The organism is Corynebacterium camporealensis (genome assembly GCF_000980815.1).
Classification (GTDB): Bacteria; Actinomycetota; Actinomycetes; order Mycobacteriales; family Mycobacteriaceae; genus Corynebacterium; species Corynebacterium camporealense.
Genome location: NZ_CP011311.1, coordinates 1,073,948 through 1,091,637, shown reverse-complemented (window position 1 = coordinate 1,091,637; position 17,690 = coordinate 1,073,948). Strand labels below are relative to the sequence as shown.

At 58.1% G+C, this 17,690-nt stretch carries 16 protein-coding genes; 6 read left to right on the top strand and 10 right to left on the bottom strand.

Annotated features, from left to right (window positions below; genetic code table 11):
• The first annotated feature begins 131 nt into the window (after positions 1-131).
• Positions 132-1,208: a glutathione S-transferase family protein gene (locus UL81_RS05125; RefSeq protein ID WP_035105594.1), complete on the top strand. Its 1,077-nt coding sequence runs from the start codon at positions 132-134 to the stop codon at positions 1,206-1,208.
• Here the strand turns inward: UL81_RS05125 and UL81_RS05120 are convergent.
• A complete protein-coding gene (locus UL81_RS05120; RefSeq protein ID WP_046453343.1) occupies positions 1,205-2,077 on the bottom strand; it encodes a LysR family transcriptional regulator ArgP in 873 nt (290 codons plus the stop codon). The genes UL81_RS05125 and UL81_RS05120 overlap by 4 nt on opposite strands.
• Positions 2,078-2,147: 70 nt before the next feature.
• Between UL81_RS05120 and UL81_RS05115 the strand changes: the two genes are divergently transcribed.
• Positions 2,148-2,834, top strand: coding sequence for a LysE/ArgO family amino acid transporter (locus tag UL81_RS05115; RefSeq protein ID WP_035105596.1), 687 nt, complete (start codon positions 2,148-2,150; stop codon positions 2,832-2,834).
• Positions 2,835-2,843: 9 nt separating this feature from the next.
• Here the strand turns inward: UL81_RS05115 and UL81_RS05110 are convergent, their stop codons facing one another.
• The 7 genes from UL81_RS05110 to UL81_RS05080 form a co-directional block, all read right to left on the bottom strand.
• Positions 2,844-4,280: a YkvI family membrane protein gene (locus UL81_RS05110; protein WP_046453342.1), complete on the bottom strand. Its 1,437-nt coding sequence runs from the start codon at positions 4,278-4,280 to the stop codon at positions 2,844-2,846.
• A 188-nt stretch (positions 4,281-4,468) separates the two neighbouring features.
• The gene (locus UL81_RS05105; RefSeq protein ID WP_035105597.1) at positions 4,469-5,530 is read right to left on the bottom strand and encodes an NAD(P)-dependent alcohol dehydrogenase; all 1,062 of its coding nucleotides are present in this window, start codon (positions 5,528-5,530) and stop codon (positions 4,469-4,471) included.
• Positions 5,531-5,611: 81 nt separating this feature from the next.
• On the bottom strand, positions 5,612-7,129 hold the full coding sequence (gatB, locus tag UL81_RS05100) for an Asp-tRNA(Asn)/Glu-tRNA(Gln) amidotransferase subunit GatB (protein WP_179944110.1): 1,518 nt from the start codon (positions 7,127-7,129) through the stop codon (positions 5,612-5,614).
• A 41-nt stretch (positions 7,130-7,170) separates the two neighbouring features.
• On the bottom strand, positions 7,171-8,181 hold the full coding sequence (locus UL81_RS05095) for a bile acid:sodium symporter family protein (RefSeq protein WP_046453341.1): 1,011 nt from the start codon (positions 8,179-8,181) through the stop codon (positions 7,171-7,173).
• A gap of 74 nt (positions 8,182-8,255) precedes the next feature.
• Positions 8,256-9,218, bottom strand: coding sequence for a bile acid:sodium symporter family protein (locus UL81_RS05090; RefSeq protein WP_035105598.1), 963 nt, complete (start codon positions 9,216-9,218; stop codon positions 8,256-8,258).
• A 127-nt stretch (positions 9,219-9,345) separates the two neighbouring features.
• Positions 9,346-10,377: an ATP-dependent 6-phosphofructokinase gene (locus tag UL81_RS05085; RefSeq protein ID WP_035105599.1), complete on the bottom strand. Its 1,032-nt coding sequence runs from the start codon at positions 10,375-10,377 to the stop codon at positions 9,346-9,348.
• A gap of 24 nt (positions 10,378-10,401) precedes the next feature.
• A complete protein-coding gene (locus UL81_RS05080) occupies positions 10,402-11,793 on the bottom strand; it encodes a DHA2 family efflux MFS transporter permease subunit (protein WP_046453340.1) in 1,392 nt (463 codons plus the stop codon).
• 48 nt (positions 11,794-11,841) lie between these two features.
• Between UL81_RS05080 and UL81_RS05075 the strand changes: the two genes are divergently transcribed.
• From UL81_RS05075 to UL81_RS05060, 4 genes are all read left to right on the top strand, one after another.
• The gene (locus tag UL81_RS05075; protein WP_046453339.1) at positions 11,842-12,165 is read left to right on the top strand and encodes a hypothetical protein; all 324 of its coding nucleotides are present in this window, start codon (positions 11,842-11,844) and stop codon (positions 12,163-12,165) included.
• 92 nt (positions 12,166-12,257) lie between these two features.
• Positions 12,258-13,265, top strand: coding sequence for an ABC transporter substrate-binding protein (locus UL81_RS05070; RefSeq protein ID WP_035105600.1), 1,008 nt, complete (start codon positions 12,258-12,260; stop codon positions 13,263-13,265).
• A 40-nt stretch (positions 13,266-13,305) separates the two neighbouring features.
• Positions 13,306-14,871, top strand: a complete 1,566-nt coding sequence (locus tag UL81_RS05065) for an ABC transporter permease (protein WP_081961437.1) — start codon at positions 13,306-13,308, stop codon at positions 14,869-14,871.
• The gene (locus UL81_RS05060) at positions 14,868-15,917 is read left to right on the top strand and encodes an ABC transporter ATP-binding protein (protein WP_035105603.1); all 1,050 of its coding nucleotides are present in this window, start codon (positions 14,868-14,870) and stop codon (positions 15,915-15,917) included. Before UL81_RS05065 ends, UL81_RS05060 begins: the two co-directional genes overlap by 4 nt.
• 63 nt (positions 15,918-15,980) lie before the next feature.
• On the opposite strand, the gene UL81_RS11500 is transcribed toward UL81_RS05060, so the two are convergent.
• Both UL81_RS11500 and UL81_RS05050 read right to left on the bottom strand, forming a co-directional pair.
• The gene (locus UL81_RS11500) at positions 15,981-16,538 is read right to left on the bottom strand and encodes an META domain-containing protein (RefSeq protein ID WP_052737446.1); all 558 of its coding nucleotides are present in this window, start codon (positions 16,536-16,538) and stop codon (positions 15,981-15,983) included.
• Positions 16,539-16,605: 67 nt separating this feature from the next.
• Positions 16,606-17,631, bottom strand: coding sequence for a siderophore-interacting protein (locus tag UL81_RS05050; RefSeq protein WP_407921718.1), 1,026 nt, complete (start codon positions 17,629-17,631; stop codon positions 16,606-16,608).
• Between the last annotated feature and the right edge of the window lie 59 nt (positions 17,632-17,690).

Sequence of the window (17,690 nt, the reverse complement as noted above, 5' to 3'; positions counted from 1 at the left end):
CTGCGCTAATGAACTCGGCGCGGCGTGCAACACAGTCCAAAAGGTGCACACTTGGCACCAATTTTTGCAGCTTGGTAGTTTTGGATATCAGATAACGTCTATTTCGATTACTTTGCGAGGGGATTGCCACCGTGTCCGTTAGCCCAGAACATCCCGACTGGGAAGGTGCACCCCAAAACGCTGACCCGGATGGCGAATTCGTTCGCGATACCGACTACATCAACGACCGAATCTCACCGTCGGTAACGGACGTGACTGAGCAGCCTGATGGAACCTACCTGTGGCCGATGGAGGCAGGCCGCTACCGCTTAGCCGCCGCCCGTGCCTGCCCGTGGGCGCATCGTGCGGTGATTGCTCGTCGTTTATTAGGACTGGAAGACGCCGTCTCCTTGGCACTGGCTGGTCCCACACACGATAAGCGTTCCTGGACTTTTGATCTTGACCCCGGTGAGGTTGACCCGGTGCTTGGCATTAAGCGTTTGCAGGATGCGTACTTTAATCGCTACCCCGACTACCCGCGCGGAATTACGGTGCCAGCACTAGTCGAGGAATCATCCGTACGCGTAGTCACCAATGACTTCCCTTCCATCGTGCGCGACTTCATCACCGAATGGACTGACTTCCACCGTGAAGGTGCACCGAATCTCTACCCGGCAGAGTATGCCGAGGAGATCGATGAGATTAACCCCTATATCTTCCGCGCCATCAACAATGGCGTGTACCGCTGCGGTTTCGCCGGTTCGCAAGATGCTTATGACGAAGCCTATGAGGAACTCTGGGAAGCCCTCGACTGGGTAGAAGAGCGCTTAGGCAAGCAGCGCTACATGGTCGGCCCGCACATCACGGAAACCGATATCCGCTTGTTTGTCACGCTGATTCGTTTCGACCCGGTCTACTACTCGCACTTCAAGTGCTCGCGACACAAGATGGCGGAGCTACCGAATATCCGCGGTTACCTCCAGGAGCTTTTCCAGCTGCCTGGTTTCGGTGACACCACCGACTTTGCAGAAATCAAGCAGCACTACTTCATCACTCACCAGGAGATTAATCCCACCCAAGTCGTACCCATCGGCCCTGCGCTGGATTGGTTGGCACAGCCGCACGACCGCGACCGCTTCGGTGGCACGCCTTTTGCAGAAGGCACTACCCTGCCCGGCGCAATCCCGGCTGGCGAAGAGGTCAAGAACCCACTGCCCTTCCAGCGCTAACGCGGCGCGAGCGTCTTCGCCGCACGCAGAACTGCCTCAGTGAGCTGACCTAACATCGGTGATTCCAGCTGCCAACGCTGCCAATACAGGTCAATACGCAGTGGTTTTTCATCGAGCACTGCCAGTTCGCCACTCGCAATGAGCCCACCGGCTTGGGCTTGGGAGACTAGTCCCCACCCCAGTCCGACGCGTACGGCATCCAGATAACCTTCCGAGGACGGAATCTGCGACACACGCGCACGTGCACTTTGCGGGTCGACGAAGCGGTCCCGAATCGCATCATCGAGAATCTGGTCGTTAGGACCATAGCCAATCAGCGGCATCGTTTCCCAGGTGCTTTCACCGGCATGAAAAGCCGCAGCAATGTCTGGTGTGGCCACTGCCTTATAAAGCATCGTGCCGACAAAGGTGGACTCACAGCCTGCCACCGGGGTGCTTTCACGCGTAATCGCGCCCAGGACGTCACCACGGCGCAGCAGGGCTAGGGAACGCGCTTCATCCTCAATGCGGATGCGTAGTGCGGCGGAGCGTTGCTTTGCGATATCAGCAATCACCGGCTTAAACCACGTCGCCAACGAGTCGTCGTTAATCGCAATTGTCAGCGGAACACGGGTGAGACTATCACCCAACTGCGCAAGCGTTTCCGCTTGCACCAACGCCATACGACGCGCAGCCTGCACGAGAACCTCACCGGCTTCAGTGGCAGTCACAGGGCTAGCCCTGCGTAGCAGGACACGGCCGGTTTTCGATTCCAGCGCTTTGATGCGCTGACTGACAGCAGAAGGTGAGATTCCCAGGACCGCAGCGGCAACTTCGAAGCTGCCTTCATCAACAATCGTGAGCAGAGTTTCCAGGTGTACAGGGTTCATGAAGCAATTTTAAACCAAATGAAGAATCATCAAATGGACTTCATCGGGCATCGGGTTCATAGTAGAAGCTATGTCGATTGTGATTGCAGGATTCGCGCTGGGTCTTTCCCTCATTGTTGCCATTGGTCCACAAAACGTCATGCTCATAAAGCAGGGCATTCGCCGCAGCTATGTCACTTTGGTGATTGCAGTCTGCTTGCTTTCCGATGTCATCTTGATCTTCGCCGGTACCGCCGGCGTCGGCGTCTTAGTCGATCGCTTTCCGACGGCACTGACCATCCTCAAATACGTCGGTGCCGCTTATCTTGCTTACTTCACGTTCCTAAGCTTTCGCGATGCCTCCCGCTCCGGCGGACAATCCCTGGGAGTGGAAAGCACCGAACCGCGTCCAGTAGAACAGGTCGCTGAATTCGACGGTTCGGGCAATGTGATCACGAAAGCCCCCGTACGTCAACGCATCAAGCAGCGCAGCTGGGTCAAGCCGTTGCTCACGGCTTTGGCGCTTACCTGGTTGAACCCGGGGGCTTATGTGGATGTTCTCGTCATGCTGGGTGGTATTGCCAACCAGTACGGAGAACAAGGCCGGTGGCTGTTTGCCACCGGCGCGGTGCTGGCCAGCGCGGTGTGGTTCCCCACCGTCGGCTATGGTGCCGCTCGTTATTCCCGCATCCTGGCCAAGCCAGTTGTGTGGAAGTGGATCAACATCGGTATCGGCTGCATCATGGCAGGCCTGACCATCAAGCTATTGCTCCACTAAGAAATTCACTTACTTCTTATCGGCAGCATCTTTGCTGCCGTCGGCGTCCTCGTCATCCTTTTCCGGATCACCAGTGACGTCGTTTTCTTCCATCCACTCGTGGCTTTCTTCCTGGCTACGATCCTTCTTCACGTTGTCACGCTCGGTGTAGTAGGACGCATCATTGTGGTCCTTGTCGTGCTTTTCCTTGCTGAAGTCGACGTCGTCGTCCTTGTCCAGCTTGGTAGCAACCTCAGAGCTTAGATCCTCGTAGAGCTCTTCATCCTCCATGTTGGAGTCAGCGATGTGCTGGCCAAGTTCGTCGTCGTAACGGTCTTCGTCGTAACGCATCTCTGGATGCAGCTTCAGCGTCATCAGGGAGCGGATACGCTCACGACGCTTAGCTTCATCCTGAATCTGAGAGGTACTGCGTAACCAGGCAAAGACCAAGATGGCAACCATTGCCATGCCCATATAGCCCAGAACCGGGTAGACGTACTCCATCAGGGTGGTAAAGCCAACGAAGGAGACACCAAAGCCCAGTACACAGGCGGTCAGGAAGATGACCTTGTAGCGACCCTCATGACCGGAAGACAGGCGCTTGCCCAGTGCATAGAACATACCGATGGCGGTGTTGAAAATCATCAGGAAGATGACGACCACCATGATGTAGCCCAGAATCGGGCTGATGTCGTTAAACATCTCCAGCATCGGGATATCAGAATCACCGACGGTCTCAGCGTTCATCAGCAGTGCAAAACCTGCCAGCGCCATCATGATGGCGTAGATGATGCCGCCGACAATGCCGCCCCAGCCTGCTTCACGCGGGCTGATGTTGTCGCCGCCGATGACCAAGGTCATGGACACAGCCAGCATCAAAGCCAGGCCGTTGTAGTTCACTGCGGAGACCAGCCAGTGGCCAATCGGGGAATCCAGCTGGGCGGATGCCTCCATGGTGGCGGAGACATCGTCAGGCATGTTGAATGCAGTGTAGATAGCAGCGAAGATCACTGCGATGATGATGGTCGGGGTCAGGTAACCGATAACCTTGGAGACCTTATCCACATCGAGCATGCCTGCCAGCATCACCAGAATCAGCATGGCCAGCGAGCCAATCCAGGCCGGCCAACCGAACTGCTGCTCCAGGTTGGAACCAGCACCTGCCAGCATCACGAAGCCGATGCAGAACAGGGTCAGGATGACCGCGATGTCCAACAACTTAGAGACAACCGGGTGTGCAATTGAACGGAAAACCTGGTTGTGTTCCCGGGCGTGGAAGTAGCTGCCGAGCTGCAAAAAGACCGTGCCGGCCAGCGTCATCACGATGGCGGCAACGATGATGCCTGGAATTGCCCAGCCGCCGAAGGAAGTGAAGTACTGAACAACCTCCTGGCCGGTGGCAAAGCCCGCGCCGACCAGAAGGCCCACGAAGGATAGCGAAATACCAATAATATTTTTTGTAGACACAGTAACCTATCGTCGAGGAAACAGTTTTAGCGTGCTGTAGTCGTTTCAACGTCGTTTTAGACACGCGCCTCTATCTACGTTACGCCGTATGCTCGCCCATTACCGAATTGGCTTAGCGCTACTCCACTCACACTTAAGTCCTCCTTGCATTCACATCACAAGCAAGGAGGGCTAAGAGAGTCCGTAGGCTATCTGTTATGCTTATCGAAGGTTTCGGTGTCAATAACAAATCGGAAGCGAACATCACCTTCGACCACGCGGTCGTATGCTTCATCAACGTCGTCGACGCCAATCTTTTCAATGACGGCGCCGATCTTGTGCTTAGCACAGAAGTCCAACATTTCCTGGGTTTCACGGATACCGCCGATGTTGCTGCCGGTAAGCACCTTGCCACCGCCAACCAGGTGGCGCATGTAGATGCCCATCTGCTCTGGCGGTAGGCCAACCACCGACATCACGCCGCGCGGCTTGAGCAGCTTCAAGTAATCGCCTAAGTCGTAGCTGGCAGAAATCGTCGACAAGATGAAGTCGAATTCACCGCGGTGGTTCTTAAAGAAGTCCGGGTCCTCCGCGGTTGCCAGCGTGCGGTCCGCGCCAAGCTTCTTGGCTTCATCAGCCTTGCGCATCGAACGCGACAGCACGGTCACCTCAGCGCCCTTGGCCGCAGCAATCTGCACGCCCATGTGTCCCAGACCGCCCAGACCAACGACGGCAACCTTGTCGCCTTCCTTGACATCCCAGCGCGCCAGTGGGACATACGTAGTAATACCGGCACACAGCAGCGGTGCGGCAACATCAAAGTCGATGCCTTCTGGAATGCGCAAGACGAAATTCTTATTCACCACGACCTTTTGCGCATAACCACCCTGGGTAATGGTGCCGTCCACGTCCGGGGAGTTGTACGTGCCGACGTTGCCATTGAGGCAGTCCTGCTCCTGGCCGTTGCGGCACTGCTCGCATTCACCGCAGGAATTAACCATGCAGCCGACACCGACGCGGTCGCCGACCTTGAATTCGGTGACCTCATCGCCCACGGCTTCCACCACACCGGCGATCTCATGTCCCACGGTCAGTGGGAAGTGCGCCTCACCCCACTCATTGCGGATGGTGTGGATATCGGAGTGACAGATACCGGCTGCCTTAATATCGATGACCACATCATCAGCACGCGGGTCGCGGCGCTCAATCGTGGCAACCTCGAAAGGCTCAGTCGGTCCGGTCTTGCGAAGAACTTTAGTACTAATTGGCATGCCGCAGATTCTACGCGTGATAGCAATAACGCCGCTTAATGGAAATTTCTTCCATAAGCGGCGTTCTCACTTCTGTGCGACTTACTCGCTGAGCTTCTTGGCAATCAGCTTGTTGACCTGACCTGGGTCAGCCTTGCCCTGGGTGGCCTTCATGACGGCACCGACGATAGCGCCGGTGACCTTCTTGTTGCCTGCGCGGTACTTTTCGACGATATCCGGGTTCGCAGCCAGCGCATCATCGACAGCCTTCTCGATGGCGCCGTCGTCACGCACGACCTCCAGGCCACGGGATTTCACGACTTCATCGACATCGCCTTCGCCGGCCAGCACGCCGTCGACAGCCTGGCGAGCCAGCTTGGTGGTCAGTTTGCCCTCGCCGACCAGCTCGGCAATGCGGGCAACCTGTGCCGGAGTGATCTCGAGCTCGCGCAGCTCCACGCCCTGCTCGTTAGCCTTACCGGAAAGGTAGGACACCCACCAGGAACGAGCCTCGGAAGGCTTCGCTCCTGCCTCAACGGTATCCACGATCAAGTCGAGCGCGCCCGCGTTGACGATGTCGCGCATCTCCTTATCCTTAATGCCCCACTCTTCCTGAATGCGGGCACGACGGATCCACGGCATCTCCGGCAGGGTCTGGCGGATTTCCTCAACCCACTCGCGCGGTGCGATAACCGGCGGCAGGTCCGGGTCGTTGAAGTAACGGTAATCCTCAGCGGTCTCCTTCGGACGACCCTTGGAGGTCGAACCGTCGGTCTCCTGGTAATGGCGGGTCTCCTGGACAATCTCGCCACCGTCTTCGATGACCTGCGCCTGGCGCTGCATCTCAAAGCGCACGGCCTGCTCAACAGAGCGCAGAGAGTTAATGTTCTTGGTCTCGGTACGGGTGCCGAATTCTTCCTGACCAATCGGGCGCAGCGAGACGTTGGAGTCCACACGCATCGAACCCTGGTCCATGCGGGCATCGGAAACACCGAGTGCTGCGACCAGCTCACGCAGTGCGGAGACATAAGCCTTGGCGACCTCCGGTGCGCGCTCACCAGCGCCGATAATCGGCTTGGTAACAATTTCAATCAGCGGAATACCAGCGCGGTTGCAGTCCACCAGTGACGCAGTTGCACCGTGAATACGACCATCGGCACCACCCAGGTGGGCCAGCTTACCGGTGTCTTCCTCCATGTGGGCGCGCTCAATTTCCACGCGCCACTCGGTGCCGTCTTCCAGAACAACGTCGAGGTAGCCGTCGTAAGCAATCGGCTCGTCGTACTGCGAAATCTGGTAGTTCTTCGGCTGGTCCGGGTAGAAGTAATTCTTACGCGCAAAGCGGGAAGATTCAGCAATGGAGCAGTTCAGCGCCAGGCCGATTTTGATAGCGCCTTCCACGCCTTTGGAATTTACTACCGGCAGTGCACCCGGCAGACCCAGCGAGACTGGGTCCACGTTCGAGTTCGGGGCTGCGTTGAAGTTCGTCGGCGAGGTCGAAAACATCTTGGTTTCGGTGTCCAGCTCGACGTGGACCTCCATGCCCATCACCGGCTCGTACTTTTCAAGGACCTCATCAAAGTCCATCAGGTCATAAATCGCAGCAGTCATGCGTGCCATCTTAATACGTAGCTTTGTCCCTGGGGCAACGTGCCACCCACCTAGGCGGTGGGCAGTTCTTCGCCCTGCTCAGCAGTGCTTGACGATGCCCGCTCTGCCGCCTTGCGGTCCACATACCTACAGCCTGCTGCCAGCACAGCACCAGACAGGCAGTGCCAAATCGAGAACAGTGCGCCCGGCAGGGCTGCCAGTGGGTTCAGGTGGGTCGTCGCAAGTGCGGTTGCCAGACCGGAGTTCTGCATGCCGACCTCGACAGCAATGGTGCGGCGCACCGGCACCGGCTGCTTGAAGACGAGACCGGTAATGTAGCCCAGCAGGTAACCCAGACCGTTGTGCAGGGCCACCGCTGCCAACACCAGTGCACCAGCAATCGCGATGCTGTCACGCGCACCGCCAACCACAATGCCGACGATGGTGGAAATTGCCACCACCGAAATCCACGGCAGGATAGGCAGAATTTTATCCACGAAACGCGGCAGCAGCGTACGGAAGACCAGACCGCCAATCACCGGGATGAGCACCATCAACACGATGTCCCACATCATCGATGCGGCGTCGATTTCCATGTAGGCACCAGCCAGCCACAGCGTGAGGAAGGGCGTAATAAACGGTGCGAGAATCGTCGAAATCGAGGTCATGCACACCGACAGCGCGACGTCACCGCGCGAGAGGTACGCCACCACATTCGAGGTCGTACCGCCTGGTGCACAACCCACCAGAATCACGCCGACCGTGATTTCTGCCGGCAGGTCCAGCAGAGTGACCACGAGCAGTGCCAGCAGCGGCATGATGACGAACTGCGCCACCACACCAATGAGCACTGGGAGCGGGCGCTTTGCGACGAGCGCAAAATCCACCGGACGCAGCGTCAACGCCATCGCAAACATCACCATACCCAGCAGCGGGGTCACGCTGGGTGCGATGGCCGCTGCTACATCGGTGAAGGAAAAGCCTAGCCCGCCACCGATGAGCACTAAGACCGGAAATCCGAGTGCAGCAATGAACGCAGCCCGGTCCTGCTGCGCCTGTGCATTTTTACTCACCTCAACCATGGAATGAGATTAACATTTCATTCAGTGAGACAAGAATCTAATTAGGTAGACACGTTGGGTTCGGGGGGCACCCACTACTTGTCCGCCGTCTTGCGGGAATCGATGTAGCGGCAACCTGCAGCCAACAGCGCACCGGACAGGTTGTGCCAGACCGAAAAGATCGCACCCGGCAGCGCCGCCAACGGATTCAGGTGGGTCGTAGCCAAGGTGCTGGCCAGACCAGAGTTCTGCATACCGACCTCGACGGACATCGTGCGGCGCACCGGCACCGGCTGCCCCGTCACTACACCGGTCAGGTAGCCCAGCAGGTAACCAATGCCGTTGTGCAGCACCACTGCTGCCAGCACCAGCGCACCTGCGGTCGCGATATTCTCGTGCGCACCGCCAACAACAATGCAGACAATCGCCGAAATCGCCAGCACCGAAATCCACGGCAGAACCACGGTGATCTTCTCCACCGCCTTCGGCAGCAGCATGCGCACCACCAGACCACCAACGACTGGAATCAGCACGACCTTCAACACGTCCATGGCCATGGCGGCGGCATCGACAGGCATGTACGCACCTGCCAACCACAGGGTCAGCAGCGGAGTCAGCAGTGGTGCCAACAGGGTGGAAATAGAGGTCATCGTCACCGACAGCGCCACGTCACCGCGCGACAGATAAGTCACCACGTTCGAGCTTGTACCGCCTGGCGCACAACCGACCAGGATGACACCAGCTGCAATTTCTGCTGGCAGGTTCAAAATCGTGACCACAAGCAGTGCGACCAGCGGCATGATGACGAACTGTGCCACCACGCCAATTAACACTGGCAGCGGCCGCTTGGCCACCAGCGCGAAATCAATTGGTCGCAACGTCAAACCCATGCCGAACATCACGATGCCCAGCAGTACCGAGACATAAGAGGAAAAGGAACTTGCCGTTTCCGGAGCAACGTAGCCGGTAATACCAGCGATAATCACCAGCACCGGGAAGCCTAACGCTGCAATGAGCGCCGCCCGGTCCTGCTTCTTCGTTTCATTAACTGTATCCATGTGGTGAGATTATCATCTCAGCCTACGAACTCAACACGGTGTATTCTCCCGAATACACCGCGCAGGATATAGAAAACGACAACAGCGGAGCCTTCTTTTACGAAGACTCCGCCGAATGTTTTTAGTTCTAGCCGAACAGGGCTTGTGCGTTTTGGTAACGCTTTTCCGGTACGACCTTGAGCTTGCCGACAGCATCCTCCAGCGGAACCAGCTCAATATCCTCACCGTGCAGTGCCACACACTGGCCGGACTTACCCTCGTGAGCAGCACGGGCAGCATGCACGCCATAGCGAGTAGCCAACACGCGGTCATACGCAGTCGGAGTACCGCCGCGCTGGATATGGCCCAGCACCGTGGTGCGCACGTCGTAGCCGGTGCGCTCCTTAATCTCATCACCAATGGCCTGGCCGATGCCGTTGAAGCTCTTGTGGCCGAACTGGTCAGTATCACCCTCAGAGAAGTTCATGGTGCCTTCCTTCGGCAGCGCACCCTCGGCCACACAAACGATGCCGTACTTCTCCCCCATCTGGAAGCGACGCTCCATGGCCTTGCAGATATCGGCGACATCGAAAGGCACTTCCGGCACCACGGTGTAATGCGCACCGCCAGCCATACCGGCATGCAGGGCAATCCAACCGACGTGACGGCCCATGACCTCCACAATCAAGATGCGGTTGTGCGATTCCGCAGTGGTATGCAGACGGTCAATCGCGTCCGTGGCCACAGATACCGCAGTATCAAAACCGAAGGTGTAGTCGGTGGCGTTGACGTCATTGTCGATGGTCTTCGGAACACCAACAACCGGCACCCCATTGTCGGCCAGCCACTTCGCACCCTTGAGCGTGCCCTCACCGCCAATAGCAATCAGGGCATCGACCTGGGCATCTTCCATATTGGCCTTGATCTGGTCCAGACCCGCTTTGAACTTATCGGGGTGCAAACGACCCGTGCCCAAAATCGTGCCACCGCGCAACAGGATGCGGTCGATTTCCGCATCATCGTAAAGATCGCGACGGCGGTCTTCCATGAGGCCTACCCAACCGTCCTCGTAGCCCAGCACAGTATCGCCGAACTCATTGGACGCGGTACGCACCACGGCACGGATAACAGCATTCAGTCCGGGGCAGTCGCCACCGGAGGTCAAAACAGCAAGACGCATGCTAACCAATCTAGCGCGGCAGCCTTAAGAATGCAGAGTGTCCCTAAACATCAGCGAGGCACCTAAGCCCACAATCAGCATCACGACGATCACCAGAAGCGAGTTAGCGATGCCGCCCGCACCCGCACCAGTCTGCATCGCCGCCGACACTGCAGCCACACCGATAACCGAGCCGACCTGACGCGAGGTGTTGTACACACCCGAGGCCGCACCCATCAGCGTTGGCGAGACATCACGCATCGTCGTAGCGGCATTACTACCCCAGACGAACGACTGGCCAACACCAATCACCGCCATCGGCAGTGCCAGCCACCACCCTGCAGCACCAGCGCTCATGACTGTCCACGCCAACACGAAAGCCACGAGCAACGTGCCAAAGCCGGCACCGGCCATCACACGCGGGTCCAGCTTGTCCGCCAGAATGCCCGCTACTGGTGAAAATACAAAGGACACAATCGCCATCGGTGCCACCACCAGCCCGACAGTCCCGGCATCCATGCCTTGGACGGTTTGCAGCCACAACATCACTGGCAGCATGAGCGATGCCGCCATAAAGCCCATCGTCACAATCGCCGCAGAACCAGCCGAGTAGTTCCTATCTTTAAACAGCCGCAGCGGCACCATGGCCTCTACCCCGCGTGCCGCAGCACGCGCCTGCAAGCGGACGAAGACGACACCGGCTACGATGCCGACGGCCAGCAGCGCCCAAATCCACCAGGTCCAACCAACCTCCGGGCCCTGCTGGATGGCAAAGACCACCGCGCCGACCGCCAGCAAGGACACCACAACAGAAAGGTAGTCGATGGAACGAGCGGTCGTCGGCAGCTGCGGGACCCACAGGCCTGCCAGAATCACTGCCGCAAAAGCGAAGGGCACGTGCACCCAGAACACCGCGTACCAGCCAAACATGCCGACCACAGCACCACCGACGATCGGGCCGGCTAGTGCTGCCACGGAACCAATAATTCCCCACACGCCGAGCGCACGACCGCGGCGGGTGCGGTCAAAGACTCGGTTAATCACCGCCATGGACTGCGGCATTTCCATCGCCGCACCTATGCCCTGCACAGCACGGGCCAGGATAAGTATTTCAATCGTGGGGGCCAGCGCACACGCCACCGCGGCAAGGCCGAAGATAGCCATGCCGATGCGGAACATGCGGCGTTGGCCGAAGACATCGCCAAGCCTGCCTGTTAGCAGCAACGGGACCACGACAGCCAGCAAATAAATCGCCGATACCCACATCACCTGATTCAGCGATGCACCCAACTCACGTTGAATGTCACTGAGTGCGACAGCCACCATCGACTGGTCCAGCAAAGAGACGAAAAAGCCCAACGACAGGGCAAACATCGCCTTCCACGCGTCCTTTTCTGGAGGCAGCTGAAAACTTTCCTGTGTCGTGGGCTGACTCATGCCTGCAAAGTCTAGCCCCGTTGCCGCAATCAGCCTAAGATCCCAGATATGTCTGCAATCGAAATTAAAAAGCCCGAAGCCGTCTCCACCGCCACCACCGTCAGCGTAGGCCTCATCGGTGGCTGGCTCACCGCCCGCGAAACCGGCATCCGTCCCCTTGGCGGTGTCCTGCTGGCAGCCGCTGGTATCTGGGCTGGCCGCAGCTGGGCCGCCAAGACCGACATCCCCACTACCGCCGGCCTAACCGCCCTCTACGTCGGCGCGTTCGGCGCCTCCCACCCACTGGCCAAGAAGATCGGCTCCTGGCCTTCCGTCCTGGCTGTTACCGGAGTTACTGCGGGTGCTGCCTACGCACTTTCGGACGCCAAATAACGGGAATTTACCCAACTTTAACTACAGGGACTCCTTTCGTTCACTAAGTTCAGAGACTATGAAATTTCTTGCACTCTGCGAAAGGATCTCTCATGCGCCGTCTTACTCTCACGGCAGTAATGTCCCTGACCGCTGCAGGTCTGGTGGCCTGCAGCGAACCCACCACTGGCTCCGATAACGCGGCCGATAATGGCTCCGGTGAGACCCAAACCATTACCGTCTACACCTCTGAGCCGGAGGAAAAGGTCGACGAAATCAACGCTGCTTTCAACGAGCAGCACCCCGATATCGAGGTCGAGGTCTACCGCGCAGGTACCGGCGACTTGAACGCCCGCATTGAGTCCGAGAAGAGCACCGGCGAGGTGGAAGCTGACATTCTCTGGGCCGCAGATGCCGCTACCTTTGAAGGCTACAGCGACGACCTCATTGAGCTTGACCTGGACACCGATGCGCTTATCGACGAAGTTAAGGACGAAGAAAACAAGTACATCGGTACCCGCATCATCCCGACGGTGATTGCCTACAACACCAACGAAATCGATGAGGCTCCAGAATCCTGGGCAGAGCTTACCGATGAAAAGTACGCCGACCAGCTCATCATGCCGGACCCGGCAGTTTCTGGTGCTGCAGCCTTCAACGCAGCAGTCTGGGACGAAGAGCTTGACGATGACTGGATGGAAAAGCTCGGCGAAAACCAGCCCATGATCGCCCAGTCCAACGGCCCGACCTCCCAGGAGATTGCTTCTGGTGCCCGCCCGGTGGGTGTGGTCGTTGACTACCTCATCCGCGACCTCGAGGCTGATGGCTCCCCGGTTGCTCTGTCCTACCCGACCGAGGGCGTTCCTTACGTCTCTGAGCCTGCGGGTATCTTCGAAAGCTCCGATGCCCAGGATGCAGCGCTGAAGTACATCGAGTTCCTCATTAGCGAAGAAGGCCAGAAGCTTGCCGTCGAGCAGGCTTACCTGCCAGTACGCGAGGACGTCGATACTCCAGAAGACACCCCGGCTCTGTCCGAGATTGAGCTGATGGACCCGGATCTGGATACGATCACCGAAAACATGGACGCTGCAGTCGCGAAGTTCCAGGACGCCGTTAAATAACGTGCGTCTTAAAACTCCCCAACGACCTAGCGTCCGGCTCTTGGGGCTGGGAACCTGGCTGATTGTCATCGGCCTGTTCACCATCCCTTTGGGTCTAGTCGTTAGCCTTGCCCTAGGCGGCAACCAGGTTCCCACGCTGCTTGATAGCGGCTTAGGCACAGCAGTCTGGAATTCCTTTTACACCACGTTCCTCTCTGCTATTGGTGCAGTCCTGTTCGGATTGCTCATTGCCATTGCGGTGGACCGCACCAACATTGCTGGTTCTGGTGTCTTGCGCCTGTTTCTGCTTTCTCCCCTGCTGGTACCGCCGTTTATTGGTGCTATCGCCTGGATTCAGCTTTTCGGCCCCGCCCAAGGATTTAGCCGTGGCGGCGAGGTCTGGAACATCTACGGCGCCGACGGCGTCATCCTACTGTTGACCATCCACTCCTACCCGACGGTCTACATCATTCTCTCGGCCGCGCTGCGCTCTATCCCTTCGGACTTGGAACACGCCGCACGCATTTCCGGTTCCTCCCCCTGGACTGTCATCCGTACGGTGACTATTCCCCTGCTCAAGCCTGCGTTGCTCTCGGCATTTACGCTGACTGCGGTGGCTAACCTCGCGGACTTCGGAATCCCGGCGCTGATTGGTTCCCCGGAACGCTTCGAGACGCTAGCGACGATGATCTATCGATTCATGGATTCCGGCACCGTGGATAATCCACTGCAGGTGGTTTCCACCATCGGCGTGGTTCTGCTCTTCCTCGGTATTGGCGCAGTTATTGCTGACTACGTCGTCTCCGCCTTCGCAGCCTCCAAGCTTCAGGATGCCGGCAGCACCGTACGCTTCGACTTAGGCGCTGCGCGCATGCCTACCACCATCGTGATTTGGGTCGTGGGCCTGGTCATCACGCTGGCTCCCCTGCTGGGCTTGGCCTATCGCTCACTGCTTCCTGCACCGGGTGTGCCCTTTACTTGGGAGACCATCACCTTCGATAATTTCATCAACGCCGTAAACAACCCGCGCGTAATCGACGGCTTCCAAAACTCCGTGTTCCTCGCTGTCATGGCCGCACTGCTGTGCGGTGTGCTGGGCTGGCTCATCGGCCTACTGGTCACCCGCACCAAGCTGTTTGGCAACACCGTGCTCACCCTGCAGGTGCTTCTGCCCACTGCACTACCGGGACTTATCATCGGTGTTGCCTGGCTGATTTTCGGCCGCTACACCGGAATCTATAACTCCATCTGGGTTATCCTCGGCGCCTACGTGTGTGCGTTCACCGCGCTGGTTCTCCAGGCAGTACGCGCACCTTTGGCAAATTCTCCCCTCGCACTCGAAGAAGCAGCCCGCGTCTCCGGTGCCGGTCCCGTCCACGCGTTGTTCAGCACCACCGGCCGCATGGCCATCCCCGCCGCCATCTCGGGTGCAGTTCTCGTGGCCGTGACAGCAGTCCGCGAGCTAACCGTGTCTATCCTGCTCGTTGCCCCTGGCACCACCACACTTGGCGTGCAAGTATTCAACCTCCAGCAGGCCGGTGACTACAACGCCGCCTCCGCGCTTTCGCTGATGTTTACAGCCGTGGGCATCATCGCTCTTGCTCTGACAGTCAGGACAAAGAAATGATCGATATCAAAGAACTCGGCGTCGTCTTCCCCGACGGCACCGTTGGCCTGGAAAACATCAACCTCTCTGTGGACCAGGGTGAATTCATCGCGCTGGTGGGCCCGTCTGGTTCCGGTAAGACCACCCTGCTGCGCACCATCGCCGGTTTCGTCCAGCCCAGCTCCGGAAGCTTAAGCCTCGGCGGCAAGGATGTCACCGGTACTGCGCCTGAAACCCGCCAGATTGGCATGGTCTTCCAGCAGCACGCGGTCTGGCCCCACATGTCGGTGTTCAAAAACGTTGAGTACCCGCTCGCCCGCCGCAAGGTGGCTAAGGCTGAGCGCAAACAACTTGTCGCGGACGTTCTTAAAACCGTTGGCCTCGCAGGATTCGAAAACCGCAAACCCGACAGCCTTTCTGGTGGTCAGCGCCAACGCGTCGCCCTTGCCCGCGCCATCGTGGCCAACCCGCAGGTAGTACTTCTCGATGAAGCTCTCTCCGCCCTCGACGAACCCTTACGCGATAACCTCCGCCGCGAACTCGTCGCGCTATCCCGGCACGAGCACTTAACGACGATCCATGTCACCCACGACCGCAAGGAAGCCTTGGCCATCGCCGATCGCATCGTCGTACTTGTCGATGGCCACATCCAGCACATCGCCACCCCACACGAACTCATCAACCGTCCTGCCAGCCCTACTGTGGCTACGTTTATGAACGATGCAACGCTTCTCGATGCCCACATCGATTCAACCGGCACCATCACCTGCACCGACCTCGGAGTGTCCTGGCAGCCCGGCGAATACGTTCCTATGGACGACAACCTCGCAGGCGAAGTCACCGTGGCAGCCCTACCGAAGAACACCCACGTCGTCGACACCGATAGCGGATTCCACGCAAAGGTGCTGTCCTCGCTCTATGAGTCCGATGCCTTCAGCATTACCGCGAAGGCTTCCACCACCGATAAAGCGCTAAGCTTCCGCGCCACAGTCCCCGACCGACCCAACATCGGCGACAACGTCACCCTGGCAATCAGCGAACCCCTGGTGTACTCCCGCAACCGCTAGCCCAGACAGAGGTAAAGGCCCGCTTATCAGCGGGCCGTGACTTCGTTCTAGTGATCTTGGTTCTTAGGCGTCAGCCTGCTGTGCCGCCACGAATTCGATGGCACCTTCCGGGCTGCCCAGCATCAGGGTCTGGCCATCGACACGGTAAAAGTGCGGGTTCGAGGTCAAGATGGAGGTAAACGCGTCGACATCAGCCTGGGTGTCTTCATCGCAGGCCATTCGGGTGGTCGCCAGCTCGCCGACCTGCAACGCGCCGTCTTCGGTGAACTCGTAGGTGGTGAAACCACTGTTACAACCATCGTTGAAGTTCAGGTTGCCGTCTTCGCTAAACGTCATGGTGACATTCGGATTCACAGATGATTCGAGGCTGCCAGCGATGCCGTTGGCACTGCCTTTGAGCTGTTGCTGCTGAGCGTCTTCCGGCAGTGGAACGATCATGGTCTGGTCCTCACTTACCTGTGGCGCGTCTTGCACCTCAGGCTGTACTGCAGTCTCCCCGGCAGTGCTTTGTGCTGCCGGTTCTTCGGGGATGGTCTGAGCCTGCGCAATGCCGGCCATGGTGAATGCGGCTACCGCGGCAGCCGATGCGGACAAGGTCTTAGCAAACAAAGTGGAAGCCATATCCACTAACCTAGTATGCACAATCGCCAATGCAACTGGCTCAAGGAAGAAAATAACCTATAGCTATTTAACCGACAGTTTCTTTTAAGTTTTTAGTCTCTTCCTGCTCCATCGCTGCGACAAACTCACCCTTGGACGCTTGCCATTCGTCCTCGGTCATCTTCAGTCGCCAGTAGCCAGAAATCGACACATCCTGCTTTGCGATGCCCCTTTCTACAAACAAACACCTGCGCAACTTCTTGACCATCTCTGCCACACCATGGATAAACCACGAGGTGTTCTCGGTAGGTGGGGTGTAGGTGCTTAAGGCATTGGACAGCTTAGCTCCGGGCATGGCACCCTCGCGGTATATAAAGCGCACCTCAATGCCTTTGCCTTCCGGCATCGGAATTTCATGGCCGCTTGCTTCCACCTCCACGAAAGCAACCGCAGTAGCGTTAGCAGGCAGCTGCTCCAGTCCCGCAGCAATCGCCGGTGCTGCCGACTCATCGCCACCAAAGACAAAGTGGTCAAAGCGTGCCTCCGGTGCCCATTTGCCACCAGGACCTGCGAATCCGAACTTCTCTCCTACCTCAACATCGCGTGCCCAGGGGCCGGCCAGACCGCTATCGCCATGCAAGACGAAATCGATATCCATCTCACCAGTGCGCGTATCCACCCGGCGCAGCGTGTAGGTGCGCTTGACCGGCTGCAGATTACGCGGCTGAGTTTCCCGGATGCCGGCAAGGTCAAAAGGCCAGGAATAATCCGCACCTTCTGGCACGAAGAAAATCTTGATGTAGTGGTCGGTCTTATCCAGTTCCTTGCCGATAATCTCCGGTGCCTGCACGTACAAGCGCACCATATCCGGCGAGATCTGCTCCTTGCCGACCACCGTGGCCTCCATGGCCTTGCGCGCCTTCTTATGCGGCTTGGCCTCCTGCTTGGCCTGATACTTGCGCTGCTTTGCTTCGTACTTAGCCTGCTTATACGCCGCCTTGGCATCGGCGTAGGTTTCCGCGCGTCCGACAGCCAGGCCTTCCTGGTAGCCATCGCCAAAGCCAGCAGCAAAGCCAGCCTTGAAGCCTTCAGTCCAATCTTTCGGAGTCTGCATGCTTGTCCTCCCGCGCGTTGATGATTTCTAGCAAGGCTACCCTAACTCCGCCTGGATAC